Source organism: Agrobacterium sp. 22-210-1 (assembly GCF_053522525.1).
In genome coordinates, this window is record NZ_JBNWCI010000001.1 from 1,962,973 (window position 1) to 1,981,406 (window position 18,434).

An 18,434-nucleotide genomic window follows, 5' to 3' on the forward strand; every position below is an offset into this window, starting at 1 on the left:
AGCATGATCACATCTAAACACCGGCGGTCATTTGCAGCAGCACAGACAGCGACATCGGCTTCCGCATTGGCGACAAATTGCGACATCAGCAAATGCCTGCCATAGCCCATTCCGCTGCGAAATCCGGCAGCTACTTGGTGAACAAAACCACGTCGCAATATGACGCATGATATTGCGCGATTGCCTCTCCACCCATCAGAAAACAGGGGGTGCGACGCAACGGAGTATTAACGCGAACTAAATTATCTTGCCGCATCGACAGCAACGAGGGCGTTCCTGGTGGAGAAGGCGACACGCATACGTTATTTCGATGCGGCCAGACATTCGATCATGCCGATACGGTCGAAGACCGCGCATTCGGATTTTCTGCGCACCGGCCGGATCAGCCGTTATGAAGAACGCTGGTTGCCGCGGGAGCGTGTCTATTACAGCCATGAGGAGGTGGCAGCGATGACCGGGCGCAAGCTCGAGGCCGCCGCCGATGCCACCCATAGCCGCCTCAACACCTTTCACCAGTCCATCCGTTTTCCCAAGATGGTCTCCCACCATCTGCTCAACGACCGGCCACATCTCGGCTATTGTCACGTCACGGCGGCGAAAACCAGTTTCGACGCTGAACGCCACGTGCTGTGGTCCTTCTATTTCGCGAATTTTTTCGCCGAACTGAGCGGTGAAGAGAACTTCTTCGAAAATATCGATGCGCGTTATTCCCGGATGTATTTTGCCGTCGCCATCAATGCGCTTCCCGACAAGGAATTCGCAGTCGATACCTCCTTCCATCGCGGCGGCCTGCTGTTCCAGACCCATGACCCGCGCGTGGCGCTGAAAAATGTGCTGCTGCTCGGCGCGCGCTCGGAGGAGATGCGCAGGATCATCAAGGCGATATAAACGATAGCGCTTTCCATCCGGGCCCGAAATACGCTATTGAGCGCGCTGAAAGGCAGCATCATGGCGCGTCATATCAACATCGAAAATGAGCGGGAAACCGCGTTGCAGGCCGCCGTAGCGGAGCTTGCGGACGGCCAGCCCATCGCCCTGCCGACGGAAACCGTCTACGGCCTTGCCGCCGATGCGACCAATCCGGCGGCCATCACCCGCATTTACGAGACGAAAGGCCGGCCGCAGTTCAATCCGTTGATCTGCCATGTGGCCGATATTGCCATGGCCGAACGTTATGCGGTTTTGGACCCCATTTCGCTGAAGCTTGCGCAGGCCTTCTGGCCCGGCCCGCTGACGCTGGTTCTGCCGCTGAGACCGGAAAGCGGCATTCATTCGCTGGCAACGGCCGGGCTTGATACGGTCGGCATCCGCGTGCCGCAGGGTTTTGCCGGTGATCTGATCCGCCGGTTCGACAGGCCGCTGGCCGCCCCGAGCGCCAATAGTTCCGGCAAGATCAGCCCAACAAGTGCCGCCCATGTGGAGGCCGATCTCGGCCGGAAGATCAATCTCATTCTCGATGGCGGGGCCGCCTCGGTCGGCGTCGAATCCACCATCGTCAAGGTGGACGAGGATGGTCGCGTACGGCTGCTTCGCCCCGGCGGCATCGTCACCGAGGACATAGAGACCATTGCCGGCCTGCGGCTGGAACGGCCCGAAAAAGCCTCTGCCGCGATTGAAGCGCCCGGAATGCTGGCGTCGCACTATGCGCCCGGTGCATCCGTGCGCCTCGGCGCCACATCTGTTTTGCCGAACGAAGCGCTGATCCGTTTCGGCAGCGTCACGATTAAGGGTGAAGAAGCGGCCCGCGCCGTTTTCGATCTCAGCCCCGCTGGCAATCTTGCCGAGGCCGCCGCCAATCTGTTCGATTATCTCAAAGCCGCCGATGCGACCGGCGCGAACACCATCGCCATCACCGCCATTCCCACACATGGTCTCGGAGAGGCGATCAACGACCGCCTTTCCCGCGCCGCCGCACCGAGAGGCTGACGGCACTTAACCCCTTTTCGCCCATGCTTCAAAAGACAGCGAGACACCCATGACCGCCATCCCCTCCTCCGACATCCTCGACCGCTTCACCGCCATTGTCGGCGAGAAAAATGCGGTGCGCGACCCGGCGGAAATGGCGCTGCGTCTGGTGGAAAATCGCGGGCTTTATCGCGGCGCCTCGCCGCTGCTCGTCAAACCCGGTTCGGTAGAAGAAGTTGCCGCCATCCTTAAGCTCGCCAGCGAGACCGGCACACCAATCGTGCCGCAGACCGGCAATACCGGCCTTGTCGGCGGCCAGACACCCCGGGCGGAAGGCACCGACATCATCCTGTCGCTGGAGCGCATGAACCGCATCCGCGATATCGATCCGGTCGCCAATGTCATCGTCGCCGATGCCGGCTGCATTCTCGATGACATCCACAAGGCAGCGGAGACGGTGGAACGGATGTTCCCGCTGTCGCTCGGCTCGCAAGGCTCCTGCCGCATCGGCGGCAATCTCGCCACCAATGCCGGCGGCACGGCTGTTCTCGCTTATGGCAATATGCGCCAGCTCTGCCTCGGGCTTGAAGTCGTCCTGCCAACCGGCGAAATCTGGAACGGGCTGCGCCGGCTGAAAAAAGACAATACGGGTTACGATCTGCGCGATCTCCTCATCGGTTCGGAAGGCACGCTCGGCGTCATCACCGGCGCGGTGCTGAAGCTGTTCCCGAAGCCGCTCGGCCATCAGGTGGCTTTTGCCGGGCTCGGCTCCACCGAAGACGCATTGAAGCTGTTCGAAATGGCCTCGAACCTCTGCGGTACGGCCCTGACCGGCTTCGAACTCATGCCGCGCATCGGCGTCGAATTCACTACGAAACATATTCCCGGTGTGCGCGACCCGCTGCAAACGCCGCATGACTGGTACGCGCTCATCGATATATCCACCTCCGATTCGGCGGAGACAGCCGAGACGATGATGCAATCGCTGCTGGAGCGCGGTTTTGAGGCAGGGTTCGTTCAGGATGCGGTGATCGCGGCGTCAGAAGCCCAGCGACAGGCGCTGTGGCACATGCGTGAAAGCATGTCGGATGCGCAAAAGCCGGAAGGCGGCTCGATCAAGCATGACGTTTCTGTTCCGGTCTCGAAAATTCCGGAATTCATGGCGACGGCGGAAAAGGCGGTGATTGCCGCTATTCCCGGCGCCCGCGTCTGCGCCTTCGGCCATCTTGGCGATGGCAACATCCACTACAATATTTCCCAGCCTGTTGGTGCCGACAAGGCCGAATTTCTTGGTCGCTGGCGAGACATGAACGAGATCGTCCATGGTATCGTGCTGACGCTCGGCGGCTCCATTTCCGCCGAACATGGCATTGGCCAGCTGAAACGCGACGAACTGGCCGCCATTCGGCCCGGCATCGAAATGGACCTGATGCGGCGCATCAAGCACGCCTTTGACCCGGCCGGCATCATGAACCCCGGCAAGGTGCTTGCCGCTGGCTAGGTTGGGCTTTCAGGAAGACTGATGCGGGCGGTTTTGGCCGCCCGCTTTTCGTGACGACAGGGCCGGCTCAAACTAACGGGCGCATTCGATCAATTTCTGAAGACCGCCCCAATTGTCGAAATGCGTTTTTCCCATTGCCGCAATTTCAGCCCGCCATTTTTTAGCGTCAACGGTCGGATGGGACGTCTTTCCGGGAAACACCACCGTAATAACCGGGATCGGATCTTTATTTTTGCGTTCGTCGGCAATGCCCGATTTCGCTCTCAGAACGCCACCCCTGTCCACAAGCGGATTGTTGCCGATATCCTGGTGGAAGCGCACGGAGGCCTCACCGAGCTTGCCGCCGTCACCATAAACCCCGTACGCGAAGCGCTTGGTCGCCGGGCGATAGACCACGGCGATATCGCCGTCCTTCACGCCATATTTCCTCACGAAGCTGCTGGACAAAACAACATAGGGAATTTCGGTGGCATCGACCCAATGCCTTTGTGTCCCCGCCGGTCCATCCGGAACTGAAACAGATGTTTCGGTGATAAAAGCCTTGCCGGGCAAGGGATCGCCGGCTTTTTGAATTATCGGCTTATTGTTCTCATCTTTCGAAAAGCCGAAAATCCTGACCTTCGAATAATCACCCGTGGCAACGGCTTTCTTCCAGGCATTCTGGCATTTTTTTTGCCATCCCTTGGGGTCCGTATCGGGTGTTGAACCCACGGCCGTCATGCCGTCGCAGGTATAAGACAGCCCCTCCCCATTCACGAGATAAGAGTTGGGCGCCCCATCCGCATCGACCTTGAGTTCCTTTGTGGAAAAAACGACACCTCCCGTTCCACACATGGCCTGAGACAAGGCTGTCGTTGGCAGCGCCAATAGTGTGGCAGCGCAAAAGACAGCGTGCATCCTGGAAGAATTCGACCTGAAAAATCCGTGTGACATGCAACCCTCCCCCTACAAAACATGTATAGGTTGCATTTATTCATGCAGAAGTCGAGTCCAGTCTTTTTCAGGGACAGAATCGGGTGTCTCAGCTGCATTTCAGCCCGTTTAAATCTTCAATTCTTCAGAATTAGTCTTCAAGCAGCTTCAGGATTACGGGCTAGCCCGACGGCCGGGCGGTCCAGGCGGGAAGCAGCTCCGCATTCAGGCGGCGCGGCTTTTGCGCATGGACGAACTGCGTCAGGCCCATGCCGGATTTCGCAATCGCCACCGCATGTTTCTTCGGCATCAGGTAACCATATTCCAGCGGCGGCGAGCGACGCATGATTCGGCTGAAGAATGGACGCTTGTGGTAACGGGAGGGCGAAAACCGCGCCGGCTCCGCACATATCGTCACATATTCCAATATTTCCTCAATCCAGCCGCTTTGCGGCCGCGCACCTGGCTCCACCAGCAATATCCACTGTCCGCGCGCAGAGCGCATGACATCTTCAATGTCCCATTGCCCATAAAAGCGGCAGCCGGCGGCATCGGCGACACGCGACGATCCATCGCGCGAGCCGTGATCGAGGATCACCACATCGCTTACAAGCCCTTCCACGGCACCGGTTACAAGCGCAGACAAGGTATGCGCCAGCTCCGGTTCCTGATCCCGGCATTCCATTATGACTGTCAACATATGCATAGCTCTAACGCATCGCACAATAAATTGCCACTATGCCCTTCACGGTAAAATCTGCCATTCGCAGTGCGGATCGGCACCCCGCTTCGCGGCGAAATCACTCCCCCAACCTTTCCCTGCATGGATGTGGACAAAGATCAGTTCTGCGTTTTTTGTTCTTGTATTGTTCTCATTTCTGCGTTAGGAATTTAATCATCGAAGAGGTGATGAAAGCCTGTTTGAACGGAAACGGTTTAGGGTGTTTGGCGGGCCTTCAGGCGCGCGGCGCTCGGGAGCATCCAGATGAGAAACCATACGCTTTCGGGGCAGGCTGCCTTCCAGCCGAGCCATATGCCAGATATTGCCAACGCGCTGGCCGATGCATCGGGCCTGCGGATCGAGATCGACCGTCGTCGCGGCCGTGGCGCCGGGATCAATCCGGATGGACGCTTCGAGGCCCTGCAGCGCGAGGTTTTCGACGATGGCTGGCAGACGCTCGAAGACATGCCGGAATTCCGCACCGAGGTGCAGGTGGAAAAGCCGCGCAGCATCATCACCCGCAACGAATCGCCCGATATCCCGTTCGACCGCTCCATCAACCCCTATCGCGGCTGCGAACATGGCTGCATCTATTGTTTCGCAAGGCCTACGCACAGCTATATGGGTCTTTCGGCCGGGCTGGATTTCGAATCGAAGCTGTTTGCCAAGCCGGATGCGGCGAAGCTTCTGGAACGCGAGCTGGCAAAACCGGGTTACAAGCCGCGGGTGATCGCCATCGGCACCAATACCGACCCTTATCAGCCAATCGAGCGTGAATGGCGCATCATGCGGCAGATACTGGAAGTGCTGGCCAAGGCCGACCATCCCGTCGCCATCGTCACCAAATCGGCGCTGATCAAGCGGGATATCGACATTCTGGCGCCCATGGCCAAAAAGGGTCTCGCCAAGGTCGGCATTTCCGTGACGACGCTGGATCGCAAGCTCTCGCGCAACATGGAGCCACGCGCCGCCACGCCGGAGAAGCGGCTGGAAGCGGTCAAGGCGCTGACGGGGGCGGGTATTCCGGTTGCCGTGATGATGGCGCCTGTCATCCCGGCACTCAACGATCATGAAATCGAACGGATTCTGGAAGCCGGCAAGGCAGCCGGTGCGACCGAAGCGTCTTACGTGCTGCTACGCCTGCCGCTGGAGGTGAGCCCGCTCTTCCGCGACTGGCTGCTGCGCAACTATCCGGACCGCTACCGTCACGTCATGTCACTGGTGCGCTCCATGCGCGACGGCAAGGATTATGATGCGGAGTTCGGAAAACGCATGAAGGGCGCCGGTCCTTACGCCTGGCAGATCGGCAGGCGTTTCGAGATGGCGACGAAGCGGCTTGGCCTCATCCGCCGCGGCATTCATCTGCGCGACGATCTCTTCGTGCCGCCGGGCGGTGCGGGGGTGCAATTGTCGCTGCTTTGAGAAGCAAAGGCAGGAAGTGGCTTGGGGTGATGAATGTCCGAAATACACTCAACCTCATCCTCGGGCTCGACCCGGGGATCCATCGTTCGACGGGTTGTGGATCCTCGGGTCGAGCCCGAGGATGACGTCGAGTTTGAAGGATAGGTCGTCAATAATTTGAGGCTCGGCAAGCCGAAAATAGATTGAATCCAAAACGATAAGGAGCAACCACCTCGTCTCGTTGCTCTCGACGAAATGCCCGGCGGGTTTTCCCTGGTCCGCCGGTCATCGCCCCCCGGAACCGCCGCCTCGCGTGCGATCGCTTTTCCTCCGCCGCCCCGCTGGAGGATCGAAGGTCATGATGACCTCAAGGGCATAGTGAGCCACGCCCCCTCGACCCGGCTCACCCTGCCTGTCATCGCCCGCCTCCGGGGGCTTGCAGGAGATCGGGTGTGTGTGCAAGTTTCGCCGCATGAAACGCCGTACACCACCCGATTCTCCTGCCCTCTTCGATCTTGCCGATACCGGCCCGGATTTTTCCTTCGAGCTTGAGGCAAAAAAGAATGGTCTCTGGCCCGTGGCAGGCACGGATGAAGCAGGCCGCGGGCCGCTTGCCGGCCCAGTCGTTGCGGCAGCCGTCATTCTCGATCCGGACAATATTCCCAAGGGTATGGACGATTCCAAGAAGCTGACGAGGCTGAAGCGGGAAAGCCTCTTCGTACAGATCATGGAAACATCGATCGTATCGGTCGCTTCCTCCGGCCCCGGCCTGATCGACAGCATGAATATCCTGCGCGCCAGCCTCGACGCCATGCGCCGCGCCGTGCTCGGCCTCGAAACCTGCCCCGCCCTTGTGCTCGCCGACGGCCGCGACAGGCCGCCCGGCATAACCTGCGAAGCCAGGGCCGTCATCAAGGGCGACTCCCGCTCCCTCTCCATCGCCGCCGCCTCGATCGTCGCCAAGGTGACCCGCGACCGGATGATGGAACGCGCCGGTGCGGTACATTCGTCCTATGGCTTCGAAGGCCATGCCGGTTACGGCACACCCGCACATCTGCGTGCCATTGAAAGCCATGGGCCCTGCCCGCTGCACAGGATGAGTTTCCGGCCGCTGAAGCGGGATTGATTGCGTCGTCCACTCGTCGTAATCGGACGATTTTTAGCTCCATGGCGCTCCAACACCTTGCGGGTGACGCCCCGTGATAGCTCAACGCCAAAACTGCATGGGGAAAGCTCGCCCGTTGACACTTTCGGCGAGCATGCAGACTAGATGACCGCACTGGGGATTTTTTATCGCAAGTTCTTTCAGAGATCGTAGCGGAAGCCGGTAATACGCTCCAGATCATTGAACAGCTCTCGTGCTGCGGCCGGATCATCGGCGTAAGGTGCCGTCGTCGTTTCCTTGGGACTTCCACGTAACTCAAACAGTGCACTTGGGCCATAGTAGCCGCCGGGGCGAGCATTCGGCAGCGTTGCAGCCATTAGGGTCGGCCAGGCGCCATGCGCTGCATCTTGCAGCAATGGATAGGTGAGAATGCCTGCGATCTTCGTACTTAGAGTCGTGGCGGCGAAAAGGTTCGTCCGGGCGCCGCCCGGATGGGCTATTGTGGAAAGCAGGCGGTTGCCAGCACGTTTCTGCAGTTCACGGGCAAACAAGATGTTAGCGAGCTTGGTTCTGGCATAGACCTGCATCGGAGCATATTTTGCCTTGGCCTCAAAGTCGGTGATCGGACCGGGCTTGAACATCTTGTGCGTGTTCGACGCGACTGTAACCACGCGGGGGTCGGATGCTTGCAATAGGGAAGGTAGGAGCAGGCCAGTCAGTCTATAGGGCCCCAACACGTTAGTTGCGACCTGAAGTTCATGGCCATCAACGCTCATCTCCCGCTTCGGCAAACCCATTACACCCGCATTATTAATCAGCATATCCAGCGCATCCCCATCGGCGAGCCAAGTGTTGGCAAACGCCGTCACGGACGCGGGATCAGACAGATTTAAGATTCCTGTACGAATGTCCGCATGCGGTAAAATCACCCTGATACGACCAGCAGCATCTTCGCCTTTGTCGGCACTGCGGGAGGCAATAGTGACCTGGCTGCCGGCACGTGCCAGTTCCAAGGCAGTGTACCAACCGATACCGCTGTTTGCGCCAGTCACAATAATTCTTTTGCCTTTCTGCGATGGGATTTCCGCAGGTGTCCATTTCGAGGTCATGATTGATAGCCTTCATTTCAATTGAGTTATCGCCATTCGCAACCTGTACGAATTAACATTATGACGGTTTTTGTATTTTTTGTCAAAATAGATTGATAACTTAAACAACACAAGCTCGTTACTCGGCTTGATTGACAAAAAACACGAATTTTGTCACGAAACGTTATGGCATCGAAGATCACCCCAGAAGAAGCGGCACAGCGCCGCGACAACATCCTGTTGGCGGCACGTTGGTGCTTCCTGAATTTCGGCTATGCGAAAACCTCACTCGATGACATCGCAAAGCGCGCCAACATCTCGCGGACACTGCTTTACAAAACGTTCACCGACAAAGAAGACATCTACACCGCCGTGTTCCGGCACTGGCTAATATCCCGGCACCCTGCCGCACGCCAGGCGGTAGAGGGTGTGGGGACGCCCCGGGAGCGTCTATTCGAAGTCTGCCGGATTATGATGATAGAGCCGTGGGCCGACATGATCGGCGCACCTATGGCTGGGGAGTTCTACGCGGTTTGCGAACGCCTCGATCCCGAAATTGACGCCCTCCATCGCATGGTCGCCTTGGAAAGCTTCGAGGCGCTGATAGGTGACGGGACATCGGCGGAGGTCTTCCTTTTCGCCTTGGATGGCCAGATTGGCGACGAGCCGGATGTACCCACACTCCGCGCGCGGATCAAACTGCTCATCGACCGCTTCATCTAGTCCGCCGTTTGTCCGAATGTCCCCTTCTTGGCGAAAAGCGGAAGCGCAATCGAACCCAACCCAGCCGCTGCGGTCGAAGAATACCCCTCGGAAAACTGCCGCATTCCCGATGAACAGACAATGTCATGTCTCGAAGCGGCTTCACCACCTCAAACAAAAAACCCCTCACGGCTCACGCCGGAGGGGTTTTTGATAGTCCGATGATGAACTTAGTTCAGCTTCGACTTCACTTCGCCGATCGTGGCGGAGAAAAGCTTGGCCTTTGCGGCGGCAGTCGTCTTTTCGGCAATGAGCTTCTCGGAAGCGGCAATGGCGATATCAACGGCGGCGGCGCGGACGGCGCCGATGGCGTCTTCTTCGGCCTGCTTGATCTTCTGTTCCGAAAGGGCCGTGCGGCGAGCGACGAATTCTTCCGTCTTCTGCTTGGCTTCTTCCGTCAGCGCAGCGGCTTCGCGCTCAGCGGCGGCAACAATGCCGGCGGCTTCGGCTTCTGCTTCCTTACGCTTGCGCTGATATTCGGCCAGCAGGTGCTGGGCCTCTTCACGCAGGCGCTTGGCTTCGGCCAGCTCGTCCTGAATGTTCTGGGCGCGCTCGTCCAGAGACTTGGAGAGCATGCCCGGAACCTTGAGATAGGCGATCAGGACGAAGAAAAGGACGAGACCGACAAGAGCGAAAAATGATGCATCAAATGCCATGTCAGGCTCCCTTCACGTTCGAAGCGGCGGCAATGGCAGCCTTGACGTCGGTATCCTTGACCTTGGCGCCCACCAGCTGGTCGACGATCGCGGTCGCGGTTTCCTCGGCAATGGCGCCGACATCGGCGAAAGCCTGGTCCCTGATGCCCGCAATGCGCTTTTCGGCGGCAGCAAGCTTTTCAGCAAGTCCTGCCTCGATAGCGGCGCGGTCGGCATCGGCCTTGGCCTTGGCGGCGTCACGTGCCGCGGAGCCGATCGAGCTTGCCTTGGCGCGGGCTGCCGCGAGTTCTTTTTCATAGGTTTCGACGGCTGCGTCGGCTTCGGTTTTCAGCCGTGCCGCTTCGTCGAGATCCTGTGCGATGCGTCCATGACGGTTTTCGAGAATGCCGCCGACGCGCGGAACGATGACCTTCTGCATCAGCAGATAGAAAAGGCCGAACGTGATCGCCAGCCAAAGGACCTGCGATGCATAAGTAGACTGGTCGAACGGCGGGAATACGCCGGAAGCACCTTCGGAACCATGCGCTACACCGGTTTCCGTGTGCGTGGCTTCCGGTTGCGGCTGGCCGACAGCCGGAGTTTCCGTATGCGTTTCACCTACGGTCGGTGCTGACTGGGCATAAGCCTCGGTCACGAACATGCTCACCTCCAGGGGGACTGCAAATGCGAAGGATCACGGCACGCCATCAGCGCGAGCCGTGATCCAGACCTGATGCCGTTATCAGACAGCGAACAGGAGAAGGAGAGCAACGAGCAGCGAGAAGATGCCCAGAGCTTCCGTAACGGCGAAGCCGAATACCAGACGGCCGAACTGGCTGTCGGCAGCAGAGGGGTTGCGCAGTGCGCCGGACAGGTAATCACCGAAGATACGGCCGAGTGCGAGGGACGTACCAGCCATGCCGAGGCATGCGAGACCTGCGCCGATGTACTTTGCTGCTTCCGCTTCCATGTGAGACTCCTTGAGATATTGGTTGTTGCGGCTATTCTTGACACCCGTTACCGGGGCCAGCGACTTTACTTCTCAGTGACCACCATGCACGGCATCGTTCAGGTACATGCAAGTCAGTACCGCGAACACATAAGCCTGCAGGAAGGCAACGAGAAATTCGAGAGCGGTCATTGCGACCGTCATGATGAGAGGCAGGACAGCGCCGCCGACGCCAAGCGCGCCGAGCGCACCCATGGAGGCGACGAAGCCCGCGAAAACCTTGAGCGTGATGTGGCCGGCCAGCATGTTCGCGAAGAGACGAACCGAAAGGCTGATCGGACGCGACAGGAACGAGATCATTTCAATCGACGCGACAAGCGGCAAAAGCGCCTTCGGCACACCCGAGGGGGCAAAGATACCGAAGAAATGCAGGCCGTGCTTGTAGAAACCGTAAACGATGACCGTGCCGATGACGAGGCAGGCGAGCGCAAAGGTAACGATGATCTGGCTGGTGACCGTGAAGAAATACGGGAACATGCCGAGAAGGTTTGCCGTCAGCACGAACATGAACAGCGAAAAGACGAAGGGGAAGAACACCATGCCCTTTTTGCCGGCACCTTCGCGCAGCATGGAGGCGATGAATTCATAGGACATTTCAGCAACGGACTGCATGCGGGTCGGGATCAGACCGCGGTTCGACGTTGCGAAATAAAGGAAACCGGAAGCGGCGGCCACGGTCGCAACCATGAAAAGCGACGCATTGGTGAAGGAAAAATCGACGCCGCCAATTTCGATCGGAATGATCGGCTGCACCAAGAACTGATGGGTCGGATCGTTTGCCACCGGCTGCCCTCTTTACCTGTCGCCGCGCATCGCGGCATCTCAACTGCCAAGAAAAAACAGCTTAAACGCCGCCTTTTCCACCCTCGTCTCGCTTGTCCGCCTTCTCCAGCAACGGCGGCTTGGCCACCGCGCCCGTCGAGCGCAACACATTCAATACGCCTGCGCAGAAACCGAGAAGAAGAAGAACGATCATCCCCCACGGCGTCGTGCCGACAAAATAATCCAGAAGATAACCCAGCATAGCGCCGACCACGATGGCCGAAATGAACTCCGATGAGAGCTTCACCGCCATCGCAAAACCCTTCCGGGTTTCCGCAGCGTTGGTCTCCGCCCTCACTTCCGCCTCATCCTCCGCTTTCACCTTTGCCAACTCATCAGCAAGGCGTTTGCGACGCTCGTCCAGACTATCGTCACGGTTGCCAGTCATCTTAAAATCCCACCCATTTTCTCCGTTCCAGCCATGCCAGAACCCTTTGGAGTTGTAAACGGTGACGGATTAAGCCTGTTCCAGCCCGCTCTGAAGTCGCGCGCAACATAGTTTTAGGGGCTTCTCTAGTCAAGGCACTGAGGGCGCTTGTTTCAGCACAAATTAATCATTGAAAAACAATAGCTTGATGCCAAGTCACTGTTTGGCGGCGATGTTTCGCGAGGGAATCGGCATTTTTGACACGCAAAATGCGACAAATTGGCGGTGGTATCAGCTCCAGCCGCCACCATAGGTACGGTAAAACACGTGCAGACCGATCCGGCCGACCTTTTTCATGGACTTGCCCCAGGCCGGGCGAACATAAACGGCATGATAATGAGTGGCGGAGCCCACTTCGTTCAGCCAGATCTTGCCGGCGGTGGTGGCCATGGCCACTTCGCGCGCCATTTTCCAATGGCGTTCGGAATTCACGCGGTCCTTTATATTGTCGCAGGCGAAGGAAAACTGGCAGCGGTTGCGCCAGTCCTTGTTCTGATAGACCACGCCGCAGATGGTTTTCGGATAGGTAGGGTTACGCACACGGTTGAGGATGACCTGCGCCACCGCCGCCTGTCCCTTGACCGATTCTCCGCGCGCCTCGAAATAGATGCCGGATGCCAGGCACTGCTGTTCAGCTGCGGAAAACACCTCGGCCGGCAGCGGGGTCGCCGCCCAGGCGTGGTCTTCCGGGCTGATCTGCGGCACGAAACGGCCGGCCTCGGGCTTTTTGAGAATGGCGTCGAAGGGCGATTCGCGGGCAAAATCGGGGGCGGCCGGCGCGTAGGCCGTGGCGAGAATGTCAGGGGTACGGTTGGTGATGAGTTCCGCCAGCATCGGCGACACGCTCTTGTCCACCTTCTTTTCATCGCGGCGGAAATAGAAAGAGGCGAGTTCAACATCCTTGCCGCGTTTGGGCTTCACGAAGGCCGTGCGGTCCTTGCGCTTCAGCGGCTCGATATCCAGCATGCTGGTGCGTTGAAGGACGGAGCCGGCGGTGAAGGCCTTTGGCGGCTGCATGATTTCGGTGGCGACGATGCGGCCCTTCTTGGCGGCGCGGTTGACACGCTCGCTGTCGGGCGTCGTGGCCTCGCCCTTCTTGTTGGTGACGAAGGCGACCTTGCTGCCATTTGGCAGGGTCATGCCGCTGCCATGCAGCGCCGCCTCGCCCGCCGCATCATTAAAAGTGAGCGAGGCATTGTGCACCGAACCCGCCGGAGAGGCAGTCAGCACCATGCGCCATTGCTCGCCGCCATTGTCCAACCCGGCCAAGAGCGAGGCCAGATCTGCACGCGCAGCGAGGGAAGGAAAGACGAGCCAGGCGGCAAGGCCGAAGACGACGGGCGAGGCCCATCTGGAGGTCCATGCCTGAAGGGACGCGGAGGACCGACGACGCATTACACTTTTCGAACGCAAAACCAGCACTCCGAACACCGACAACCATATTTGCTACAGGTGTTGAAGAATCTCTTATTAACCTTGATGCTTGGTTAACGCCGCGAGCGGACGTGGCTTCACGTTAATGTGTGCGCGCCTTCTAATGCGCATGGCGTGGAGTCGAGTTCGCATGTGCCGATCATAACGGTCCCGCCGGCCATCTCCACATCCGTCATTCCGGCCTCGAGCCGGAATCCAGCCGAAGCGCGTCGGCGCGGTGTAAAGATCCCTTTCAGCCCAAGGACTTGGGCTGGCTGGATACCGGCTCAAGGCCGGTATGACGGAAGGAAGGAGGCCGCTCAGCTACCTGAAGGCATGCCCGCGTCATCACACGACGACGTGAGAACCCAGTTCCACCACACGGTTGGCCGGAAGGCGGAAATAGTCCGACGGATCGGCCGCGGTTTCGGCAAGGGCGATGAACAGACGGTTCTGCCAGCCTGGCATGCCCGATTTCGGATCCGGCACCAGCTTGCGGCGACCCAGGTAAAATGAGGTCGACATGATGTCGAACTTGTAGCCGGTGCGCCTCAGGTAACCCAGCGCCTGGGTGACATTCTGGGTTTCCATGAAGCCGAAATGCAGTTCCACCACCGCGAAACGGTCACTGAGTTTCGTCAGCGTGTACCTGTTCTCCGGGCGGACGCGCGGCTGGTCCTCGGTGCGGATTGTCAGGATGACGTTCTTGTCATGCAGGACGTGGTTGTGTTTGAGATTATGCAGCAGGGCCGCTGGTGCTGCCTCCGGATCGCCAGTCAGGAAAATCGCAGTGCCGGGCACACGCACCGGCGCATGGGCGCTTTCCTTTTCCACCGAGGCGACGAAAGCCTTCAGCGGCACGTCGCTGCGGCGGGTCTTGGCAAAGAGGATTCGCGAGCCGCGCTGCCAGGTGGTCATAATGATCGTGAAGGCGATCGCCAGCAGAACCGGCACGTAGCCGCCGTCGTGAATCTTCAGCAGGTTCGCACCGAGGAAGATTAGCTCCAGCAGCAGAAGCGGCGCCAACACGGCAAGCGCCAGCCAGACAGACCACTGCCAGCGTTTGCGCACGAATTCAAAGAACATCAAGCTGGTGACGACCATCGCACCCGTGACGGAAATACCGTAGGCGGTGGCCAGCGCATCGGAACTCTTGAAGGTGAGCACCAGAGCGACGACGCCGAACAGCAGGATGGTGTTGACGGCCGGCAGGTAGATCTGCCCGGTATTGGTTTCCGAGGTGAAGAGGATTTCCATGCGCGGCAGGTAGCCGAGATGGATGGCCTGACGCACCAGCGAAAACGCGCCTGTTATCACCGCCTGGCTGGCGATGATGGTGGCGGCGGTGGCGAGAATGACGGCAGGCAGGATCGCCCATTGCGGGAACATCAGGTAAAACGGATTGGACATCGCCGCCGGGTCTTTGAGCACCAGCGCGCCCTGCCCGAGATAATTCAGCGTCAGCGCCGGGAACACCAGACAGAACCATGCCCACTGGATGGGGCGGCGGCCAAAATGGCCGAGATCGGCATAAAGCGCTTCGGCACCGGTGATCGTCAGGAACACCGCGCCGAGCACGACGATGCCGTAAAAGCCTTCATTGGCCAGAAACTCCACCGCGTGCCACGGATTGAAGGCAAAGAGAATGCCGAAATCATCCGCGATATGAATGAGGCCGGCGAGACCCATCACGAGGAACCAGACCGCCGTGATCGGCCCGAAGAATTTCGCCACCGTTCCCGTGCCATGCGACTGGATGGCGAAAAGACCGATGAGAATGCAGACGGATATCGGAATAATGAAGTCGTCCATAGCGGGCGTGACGAGTTTCAGGCCCTCCACCGCCGACAGCACCGACAGCGCCGGCGTGATCATCGCATCGCCCAGAAACAGCGCCGCGCCGATGAGGCCGAGCACGATGAGCACGCCGCGGTGGGTACCCGCCGTCTTCATCAGCAGCGCTAGCAGCGAGAGCGTGCCGCCCTCGCCGTCATTGTCGGCGCGCAAAAGCAGCGTGATGTATTTGAACGTCACGATGATCGTCAAAGCCCAGATCATCAGCGATGTGAGGCCGATGACCTCCTCCCGCGTCACGCCATCATAGGCGATCGGCCGCAGGGCTTCGCGGAAGGCATAAAGCGGGCTGGTGCCGATATCGCCGTAAACAACGCCGATCGAACCAAGGATGGCGGCGTAAAGCCCCTTGTTCTGATGCTTGTCATCCGCATCCGGTTTCTCGGCAACGTCCTTGTCGACGATTTGAGACATGATGATCCTGGCTCCTTAGAGCCAGCCCTTCCAACGAAAAAAGAGAAACGGAATGATTGCGGACATCAGCATGATGACGAGCGCGAGTGGATAACCAAATGTCCAGTTCAACTCCGGCATGAGCTGAAAGTTCATTCCATAAACCGAGGCCACCAGCGTTGGCGGCAGGAACACCACCGAAGCGATGGAGAAAATCTTGATGATGCCGTTCTGCTCGATATTGATGATGCCGAGAGAGGCGTCGAGCAGAAATGTCAGATTGCCGGAAACGAAGGCCGCATGTTCGTTCAGCGACTGGATATCGCGGCCGATCGACTTGCCCTGTTCCCGCGCTTCCTTGTCTCCGCGAGCCTGATCGCTGGTGGACAGGAAGGTCTGCAGGCGCGCCAGCGATGCGAGGCTGACGCGGACCTTCGAGATCAGCCGGTGATAGGCGGCGATGTTGGTCAGACGGTCTTCGAGATAACGCGGCGCCTTGCGTTTGGAGCGTGCCTGGCTGCCGAGAATGTCGGCGGCGAGATTGTCGATGCCGGTGACCGAATTTTCGAGAATTTCCGCCGTGCGGTCGACGATGGTTTCCAGCAGCTTCAGAAGCAGGGCCGTGCCGCTGCGCATTTCGTGCGGCACGCGGGTGATGGCGGCGATGAAGAGGTGGAAGGATTTCGGCTCGGCATAACGGATCGTCACAAGGCGTTTGCCGGCAAGAATGAAAGCGACATCCGTGAGGCGCGGATCGTCCGATTCCGCCTTCCACACCAGAGAGGCAGTCATAAAGACGTTGCCGTCTTCCATATACAGGCGGCTGGAGGGTTCGATATCCTTCAAATCCTCACGGGTGGGCAGATCGAGCCCCAGCAGTTTTTCCACATGCTGCTCTTCCGCCCTGTCGGGATTGACGATGTCGATCCAGACGATGTCGTCGGGAATCTGTCCGGAGCCGTCGTCTGGCGACAGGCTGATTGCCTCGCAATTGGCGCGATAGGCTTTTATCAATCCGCTTCTCCGGTCCACATCGCAAGCTTCAGCCGCAATGCTGCTTAACATATCCTGTTTGCGGTCGGCAAACCTTTGGACGACACTTCAGGGCACGCCGGAACGAGCGGGATTTCATATCTCGCCAGCCCGATGGACCAAGAGCCAAACGGCGCAGGCGTATGCGCCCAAAGCGAGATGCAATCAAGCAATATTTTTTCTCGACAGCATTGCAGGCGAAGCATTTCTCGATATTCACATCCAGAAATATTGCCTGATACTGGCGATCAATCTTTGTTTTAAAAAGATTATTTAATACCGACAGACGCCTTTTCGGTTTATGCCGGAAGCCGTTGCGTTATTCGAAAACGATCTTCGGCGCGGCCTTTCTCTCGCCTGCACCGATGCGCGCCCAGACTTTTTCGGCGATATCGCGATAGATCTCTGCCTGCGGTCCATCCGGCTCGGCGGCGACAACCGGAGTGCCGGCATCCGACATTTCACGGATGGAAATGGTGAGCGGCACTTCGCCGAGGAACGGCACGCCGATCCGCTCGGCTTCGGCCTTTGCCCCGCCATGGCCGAAAATATCGTAACGCGCACCGGTATCCGGCGCGATAAAATAGCTCATATTCTCGATGACGCCGAGCAACGGCACTTCCACCTTGCGGAACATGGTGATGCCCTTGCGCGCATCGATCAGCGCCAGATCCTGCGGTGTGGAGACGATGACGGCGCCGGCAAGCGGCACCTGCTGGGCAATGGTCAGCTGCGCGTCACCCGTGCCGGGCGGCATGTCCAGCACCAGCACGTCGAGTTCGCCCCAGGCAACTTCGCGCAGCATCTGCATCAGGGCGGACTGCACCATCGGCCCGCGCCAGATCATTGCCGCTTCCTCATCCACCAGAAAGCCCATGGACATGACCTTCAGCCCGTAATTTTCCATGGGAAGGATGATGCGGTCTTCCTGCTGCTGCGGGCGGCCGGAAATCTTCAGGAGTTTGGGAAGCGAAGGGCCGTAAATATCGGCATCGAGCATGCCGACCCTGAGGCCGAGCGCCTGAAGACCGAGCGCCAGATTGACAGCGGTCGTGGACTTGCCGACCCCGCCCTTGCCCGAGGCGACGGCGATGATGGCGCCGACACCCGGCACGCCCACCTTGGAGGAGCGCGGCTGTGCAGCCGGGCGGCCGGTTGCTGCGGCGGGGCGCGGCGGCTGTTGCTGCTGGCCGGGTTTGCGATCCGCCGTCAGCGCGACCACGGCGCCGGCAATGCCCGTAACGCCCCTGGCCGCCTTTTCAGCGGCAAGCCGCAGCGGCTCCATCTCGGCGGCCTTGTCGGAGGGAACGGTAATCGAAAAATAGGCCTTCGCGTCGGCGATGAAGATTTCCGAGACCATACCGAGCGCCACGATGCTTTTGCCGCTGCCGGGATAGATGACGGCTTCCAGAGCCTTTTCCACCTGGTTCTTGCTGACGTCTGCCATTGTCTTA

18 protein-coding genes are annotated in these 18,434 nt (G+C 59.0%); 6 read left to right on the forward strand and 12 right to left on the reverse strand.

Annotated elements, in window-relative coordinates; all coding sequences use genetic code 11:
• Positions 1–279: 279 nt before the first annotated feature.
• From ACQZ5F_RS09940 to ACQZ5F_RS09950, 3 genes are read left to right on the forward strand one after another with little or no spacing between them, the layout of a single operon-like run.
• Positions 280–888, forward strand: a complete 609-nt coding sequence (locus ACQZ5F_RS09940) for a DUF6656 family protein (protein WP_162249027.1) — start codon at positions 280–282, stop codon at positions 886–888.
• Positions 889–948: 60 nt separating this feature from the next.
• Positions 949–1,926, forward strand: a complete 978-nt coding sequence (locus tag ACQZ5F_RS09945; protein ID WP_448730576.1) for an L-threonylcarbamoyladenylate synthase — start codon at positions 949–951, stop codon at positions 1,924–1,926.
• 49 nt (positions 1,927–1,975) lie between these two features.
• Complete coding sequence (locus tag ACQZ5F_RS09950; RefSeq protein ID WP_448730481.1) at positions 1,976–3,406, forward strand: FAD-binding oxidoreductase; 1,431 nt, start codon at positions 1,976–1,978, stop codon at positions 3,404–3,406.
• A 72-nt stretch (positions 3,407–3,478) separates the two neighbouring features.
• Here the strand turns inward: ACQZ5F_RS09950 and ACQZ5F_RS09955 are convergent, their stop codons facing one another.
• Entirely contained in the window at positions 3,479–4,339 is an 861-nt protein-coding gene (locus tag ACQZ5F_RS09955) for a glycoside hydrolase family 75 protein (protein ID WP_225339415.1), read from the reverse strand.
• 160 nt (positions 4,340–4,499) lie between these two features.
• Positions 4,500–5,018: a glycosyl transferase gene (locus ACQZ5F_RS09960; protein ID WP_225339416.1), complete on the reverse strand. Its 519-nt coding sequence runs from the start codon at positions 5,016–5,018 to the stop codon at positions 4,500–4,502.
• Positions 5,019–5,303: 285 nt separating this feature from the next.
• Here ACQZ5F_RS09960 and ACQZ5F_RS09965 point away from each other — a divergent pair, with 285 nt between their 5' ends.
• Positions 5,304–6,461 (forward strand): PA0069 family radical SAM protein, encoded by a 1,158-nt coding sequence (locus ACQZ5F_RS09965; protein ID WP_225339417.1) that lies wholly within the window; start codon positions 5,304–5,306, stop codon positions 6,459–6,461.
• Positions 6,462–6,912: 451 nt separating this feature from the next.
• The gene (locus ACQZ5F_RS09970) at positions 6,913–7,566 is read left to right on the forward strand and encodes a ribonuclease HII (RefSeq protein WP_225245459.1); all 654 of its coding nucleotides are present in this window, start codon (positions 6,913–6,915) and stop codon (positions 7,564–7,566) included.
• A gap of 179 nt (positions 7,567–7,745) precedes the next feature.
• On the opposite strand, the gene ACQZ5F_RS09975 is transcribed toward ACQZ5F_RS09970, so the two are convergent.
• Entirely contained in the window at positions 7,746–8,654 is a 909-nt protein-coding gene (locus tag ACQZ5F_RS09975) for an SDR family NAD(P)-dependent oxidoreductase (RefSeq protein ID WP_137083620.1), read from the reverse strand.
• A 165-nt stretch (positions 8,655–8,819) separates the two neighbouring features.
• Here ACQZ5F_RS09975 and ACQZ5F_RS09980 point away from each other — a divergent pair, with 165 nt between their 5' ends.
• Positions 8,820–9,356, forward strand: a complete 537-nt coding sequence (locus ACQZ5F_RS09980; protein WP_225339418.1) for a TetR/AcrR family transcriptional regulator — start codon at positions 8,820–8,822, stop codon at positions 9,354–9,356.
• Positions 9,357–9,565: 209 nt separating this feature from the next.
• On the opposite strand, the gene ACQZ5F_RS09985 is transcribed toward ACQZ5F_RS09980, so the two are convergent.
• The 9 genes from ACQZ5F_RS09985 to ACQZ5F_RS10025 all read right to left on the reverse strand — a co-directional run bounded on the left by ACQZ5F_RS09985 (position 9,566) and on the right by ACQZ5F_RS10025 (position 18,427).
• Entirely contained in the window at positions 9,566–10,051 is a 486-nt protein-coding gene (locus tag ACQZ5F_RS09985) for a F0F1 ATP synthase subunit B (RefSeq protein ID WP_046800714.1), read from the reverse strand.
• A gap of 1 nt (position 10,052) precedes the next feature.
• Positions 10,053–10,691 (reverse strand): F0F1 ATP synthase subunit B, encoded by a 639-nt coding sequence (locus ACQZ5F_RS09990; protein ID WP_046800713.1) that lies wholly within the window; start codon positions 10,689–10,691, stop codon positions 10,053–10,055.
• An 81-nt stretch (positions 10,692–10,772) separates the two neighbouring features.
• The gene (locus ACQZ5F_RS09995) at positions 10,773–11,000 is read right to left on the reverse strand and encodes a F0F1 ATP synthase subunit C (RefSeq protein ID WP_003494147.1); all 228 of its coding nucleotides are present in this window, start codon (positions 10,998–11,000) and stop codon (positions 10,773–10,775) included.
• A 72-nt stretch (positions 11,001–11,072) separates the two neighbouring features.
• Positions 11,073–11,822, reverse strand: a complete 750-nt coding sequence (locus ACQZ5F_RS10000; protein ID WP_006309767.1) for a F0F1 ATP synthase subunit A — start codon at positions 11,820–11,822, stop codon at positions 11,073–11,075.
• Positions 11,823–11,883: 61 nt separating this feature from the next.
• Positions 11,884–12,249 (reverse strand): AtpZ/AtpI family protein, encoded by a 366-nt coding sequence (locus ACQZ5F_RS10005; RefSeq protein ID WP_046800712.1) that lies wholly within the window; start codon positions 12,247–12,249, stop codon positions 11,884–11,886.
• Between the two features lie 270 nt (positions 12,250–12,519).
• Complete coding sequence (locus ACQZ5F_RS10010) at positions 12,520–13,683, reverse strand: cell wall hydrolase (RefSeq protein WP_175414431.1); 1,164 nt, start codon at positions 13,681–13,683, stop codon at positions 12,520–12,522.
• A gap of 366 nt (positions 13,684–14,049) precedes the next feature.
• A complete protein-coding gene (locus tag ACQZ5F_RS10015; RefSeq protein ID WP_046800710.1) occupies positions 14,050–15,969 on the reverse strand; it encodes a potassium transporter Kup in 1,920 nt (639 codons plus the stop codon).
• A gap of 15 nt (positions 15,970–15,984) precedes the next feature.
• Entirely contained in the window at positions 15,985–16,962 is a 978-nt protein-coding gene (locus ACQZ5F_RS10020) for a magnesium transporter CorA family protein (RefSeq protein WP_225339420.1), read from the reverse strand.
• Between the two features lie 337 nt (positions 16,963–17,299).
• Positions 17,300–18,427, reverse strand: coding sequence for an Mrp/NBP35 family ATP-binding protein (locus ACQZ5F_RS10025; RefSeq protein ID WP_225339421.1), 1,128 nt, complete (start codon positions 18,425–18,427; stop codon positions 17,300–17,302).
• Positions 18,428–18,434: the final 7 nt, after the last annotated feature.

Coding starts and splice junctions, on each gene's coding strand:
- ACQZ5F_RS09970 (WP_225245459.1), top strand. CDS start 6,913: ATGAAACGCCGTACACCACCCGATTCTCCTGCCCTCTTCGATCTTGCC.
- ACQZ5F_RS10010 (WP_175414431.1), bottom strand. CDS start 13,683: ATGCGTCGTCGGTCCTCCGCGTCCCTTCAGGCATGGACCTCCAGATGG.
- ACQZ5F_RS09955 (WP_225339415.1), bottom strand. CDS start 4,339: ATGTCACACGGATTTTTCAGGTCGAATTCTTCCAGGATGCACGCTGTC.
- ACQZ5F_RS09945 (WP_448730576.1), top strand. CDS start 949: ATGGCGCGTCATATCAACATCGAAAATGAGCGGGAAACCGCGTTGCAG.
- ACQZ5F_RS09975 (WP_137083620.1), bottom strand. CDS start 8,654: ATGACCTCGAAATGGACACCTGCGGAAATCCCATCGCAGAAAGGCAAA.
- ACQZ5F_RS09990 (WP_046800713.1), bottom strand. CDS start 10,691: ATGTTCGTGACCGAGGCTTATGCCCAGTCAGCACCGACCGTAGGTGAA.
- ACQZ5F_RS10015 (WP_046800710.1), bottom strand. CDS start 15,969: ATGTCTCAAATCGTCGACAAGGACGTTGCCGAGAAACCGGATGCGGAT.
- ACQZ5F_RS10025 (WP_225339421.1), bottom strand. CDS start 18,427: ATGGCAGACGTCAGCAAGAACCAGGTGGAAAAGGCTCTGGAAGCCGTC.
- ACQZ5F_RS09980 (WP_225339418.1), top strand. CDS start 8,820: ATGGCATCGAAGATCACCCCAGAAGAAGCGGCACAGCGCCGCGACAAC.
- ACQZ5F_RS10005 (WP_046800712.1), bottom strand. CDS start 12,249: ATGACTGGCAACCGTGACGATAGTCTGGACGAGCGTCGCAAACGCCTT.
- ACQZ5F_RS09950 (WP_448730481.1), top strand. CDS start 1,976: ATGACCGCCATCCCCTCCTCCGACATCCTCGACCGCTTCACCGCCATT.
- ACQZ5F_RS09960 (WP_225339416.1), bottom strand. CDS start 5,018: ATGTTGACAGTCATAATGGAATGCCGGGATCAGGAACCGGAGCTGGCG.
- ACQZ5F_RS09985 (WP_046800714.1), bottom strand. CDS start 10,051: ATGGCATTTGATGCATCATTTTTCGCTCTTGTCGGTCTCGTCCTTTTC.
- ACQZ5F_RS09995 (WP_003494147.1), bottom strand. CDS start 11,000: ATGGAAGCGGAAGCAGCAAAGTACATCGGCGCAGGTCTCGCATGCCTC.
- ACQZ5F_RS09965 (WP_225339417.1), top strand. CDS start 5,304: ATGAGAAACCATACGCTTTCGGGGCAGGCTGCCTTCCAGCCGAGCCAT.